The 3436-nt window shown below is 42.1% G+C and carries 2 protein-coding genes and 1 pseudogene; 1 reads left to right on the top strand and 2 read right to left on the bottom strand.

What is annotated here, in order from left to right; all coding sequences use genetic code 11:
• Window positions 1-96: 96 nt before the first annotated feature.
• A pseudogene (locus QZL67_RS06715) lies at window positions 97-768 on the top strand (relaxase/mobilization nuclease domain-containing protein); the annotation flags it as partial.
• Window positions 769-820: 52 nt separating this feature from the next.
• On the opposite strand, the gene QZL67_RS06710 reads toward QZL67_RS06715, so the two are convergent.
• Together QZL67_RS06710 and QZL67_RS06705 are read right to left on the bottom strand one after the other, a co-directional pair.
• Entirely contained in the window at window positions 821-1459 is a 639-nt protein-coding gene (locus QZL67_RS06710; RefSeq protein ID WP_022289975.1) for a hypothetical protein, read from the bottom strand.
• Window positions 1460-1509: 50 nt separating this feature from the next.
• On the bottom strand, window positions 1510-2478 hold the full coding sequence (locus QZL67_RS06705; RefSeq protein ID WP_022289974.1) for a bacteriophage abortive infection AbiH family protein: 969 nt from the start codon (window positions 2476-2478) through the stop codon (window positions 1510-1512).
• Between the last annotated feature and the right edge of the window lie 958 nt (window positions 2479-3436).

The raw sequence follows: 3436 nt of genomic DNA, 5'->3' as shown, positions 1-3436 counted from the left end.
CCTTATTCTTTGATATAGCGATGCAAGCTCTAAGCGGTTTTGCCCCTGAAAACAGTGCTCTCTTTCAGCGCGAAACATGGAGGGCGGAGGAGCTGAATGTGGGAAGGAAAACCGTTTCAATGGGAATTTGCAGAGGAAGCCCATGAGATCGGGATACAGATGGCAAAAGAAATATTGGGTGGCAAGTACAAGTTTGTACTTACCCCCATATTGATAAGGGACATATTCACAACAATCTGATTTTTAATGCGGCCAGCTTCACCGACCACGAGCACTACCATTCCAACAAGCGTAGCTATCACGAGATACGCCGGGCCAGCGACCAGCTGAGTAGAGAACACGGCCTGTCCGTCATCGTCCCTGGCCGAGACAAGGGCAAGAGTATCAGATTGCACAGAACGATATCGGCTACAGGACAAAGCTGCCATCGACTGACTGATCCCATGTCCTCCAGCCTGGAAGAATTGCTTGCCCGGTTGTAGCGGGAAGGATATGAGATCAAGCAGGAAAGTTTATCTACGCCAAGTATGTCGGGGCCCCGCAAAGTCGCATGGCATTGCGGGGAAAGAAGCGCCGGAGCGAGTAAACTTTTCGCTGCAAGGCGGAAATGAACGAGGCGCAGTCTGCGACGACGCGCAGGAGCGGTTCACCCGGCTCAAAACCTTGGGCGCCGATTACACGGAAGAAGTCGTTGTTGCCTGCCGCATTGCCAGGGGCCCCAGGCTCTCCAGACAGCCCCGGCAGCGCAGCGGGAAGGTCAGCATGCTCTTTGTTTTTTACACAACAGCAAAATTTCTCCTGTTTTTTCGACGATAAGCAGTTACTTTTTCAACACGGCATCAAGCTGTTCTTTACTTTCGGCCACTGCTTTCAACAGCTTAAAGTGAAGTTTTACAAAATGTATAAATGCTTCGGCTGCTTCTATTAAAACAGGATTGTGTCGCTCCAGCAGATTTGGACCAGCGTAAAAATTAATTTCATTATCTCCACATGAAGCAACCATTTGATAAAATGCCTTTTCTGATAAATGCACATATCCACTGGCTTGGTCGTATACATCAGCGAATACCGGATCTATTTTTGAAATTTCATCTTTCAGATATCCGTCTGACATTTTCCTTCCGTTTTTGTCTTTACAGTTGCTAATTTTGCCACCTTGTATAATGCAGTCAACAACAGCATTACAATCTTCTGCAATAAACGCTGCGTATGTTCGCATACAATTATCCATCTGCATTCGCAAGAGTACGCCAGCGCAGGTTAGATTTCGTGTTTTTAGCATATCAACAAAACCGGTAATTAGATTGATACATCGATTTGCTGATGCTGAAAAATAAAAATCTTCCTTTGTAAGGCTCCTACCGATGATGCCCTGACATAACGAAAGAGCTTTCATGCTTAATGTTGTTAGTGTTTCGACTTTTGGAGCAATTTGGTGTAAATATTCGTCATTTGTCATTATTTAAACCTTTCAAACCGTAGTAGGGACATTTATTTAATCATTTTATTTCAGTCAATAGAGTATGTACAAAATGCTCCTTGAAATCCACAACTTCTTAAGATTTCCATGTGTCTCTTGCATTCTTGAATGCCGCTATGTGTATTCAACCACCATGTGATGTTCTTTGTATCGATAGAATTACATAATTTTCTCATATATGGTAGATCAACATCCGCAAATGCAAAACCAAATGAATATATCTTATCAATTTCCTCACAATTAATTTTTTTAAAGAAATCCTCATGAAGCATTATCTGTTCCGAAGTGTTTTTCCTAAGGCTTTCATAGATAGCTTGTAAACCATCTCCCATGTCATAAGGAACTTCTTTATTGTTTAGATAGTCTATTTGACCACAATGGCCCAAAATCAATTTATCTGTTTGAAAACACGAGTCATCACTAGCTATACCATGAATATGACATACATTTTCCGCGGCACACCCATACAATTTTTCTAATGTTTGTGTATAGTTGAATGTTAAAAATAAGTCTTTTCTAGGATTAATCATTTTTGAAAATCGCTTTATGGGAGATACCGAAATTTCAATAGTATGTATCCATTCTGATAAAAGTTCAGTAATATATGGAATCGCTAATGCCATATTCCCACATATAGATTCTGCATTTTCGTATTCCCAAGAATAGTTACGATCTCCTTCTTTATCATATTGAGGTTCAACATTATCAAAACATTCTGGCAAATTTAATTTTCCAAGAAGATCTTCAATTTTACTCCAATCATTTTCTTTTCCCGTGTCTGCGGCAGCCTCGTCTAAAAGATATGCGATTAAGCCAACGACCTCTGTAGTATCTTGCAGTTCTTCTCCGTGATGGCCTGTTATTGTTTCTGGTACATATGGCGCATAGTTGTGAAGTATTGAGTAGTTTGTACTTAAGTAGTCTCTAAAATGGTTAAATCCCGTTTTCATATTGTGTGCAAGATCAAATCCGTTTCCAATGACAAAAAGGTTACGCATACTTTACTCCTTTAAATCCCTCTATACGTCTGTTATTAACTTTTCCTTATTGCTATATAGCAAAGCAGATGTCGGAAATTCTTAATTTTAACAGGAGCGGTGTATATTATTATTATTATTATTATTATATCATCTTTCAAACTCAACGAAAGATCCAAAGTCAATAACAATGGTTTACCGGCAAGAATACAAGGGAAAGATTTTTGGTTAACTTGAAATTAACAAAAAAAGAGCACCACAATCGAATTTCTCTAATTCGATTATGGTGCTCCCAATTTGTTTGCCAAAAGATGAAAATTCGGTATTTTTCCTATGCGGAAATACCCTGCTACTCCGCACGGGAGTCTCCTACTGCCCTATAAAGAAAGGGTGCCACAGGCAGTTCCTCTATCCATTTTGAACACTAATTCCTATGCTTTTGGAAATGGAGGGGAATAGTACACCACCACAGCCCGAAAGCTTAGTTTGTAAGGCTGGACGCAGCCTTTGCAGAGCCTGTTGTAGTGGTATCGGTCAATCTCACCTAAGAAGAACGTCTATTCCAGACGCCATTTCTTGCTCCGTCTCATAAATCGCCCAGCGCTGCAGGCTTCTTCTACGGGGCGGGTTTGCCTGAGATGTTCCGTTCCCTAAACTCCCGCTTTGCATCCTCCAGCCTCTCCCGGATGGAGGGCTTTTTCTCTGATATGATCCCTGAACCTTCTCCATTTCCTTGCCACGGTGGCTGCTGTTAATTGATGATTGCGTCGCTCTTTCCTCAGCGGTGCTCCAAGGGTTACTTCCGCCGTGCGCAGGGGGTCGGCTCCAACGGACACAATCTGCCCGTTGATGCTGATGAACAGCTCCGGCCACTTGAATTACTCGGTGTACTTCTGGATTACGCCGGGGAAGGGGGCACGAAACTACCCAGCCACAGAACTCCTGATAGGATGCCCTTATTCTTTGATATAGCGATGCA

Source organism: Oscillibacter sp. CAG:155, from assembly GCA_000436875.1.
Taxonomy (GTDB): Bacteria; Bacillota; Clostridia; order Oscillospirales; family Oscillospiraceae; genus Oscillibacter.
This window is presented reverse-complemented; position numbering and strand designations above follow the sequence as displayed.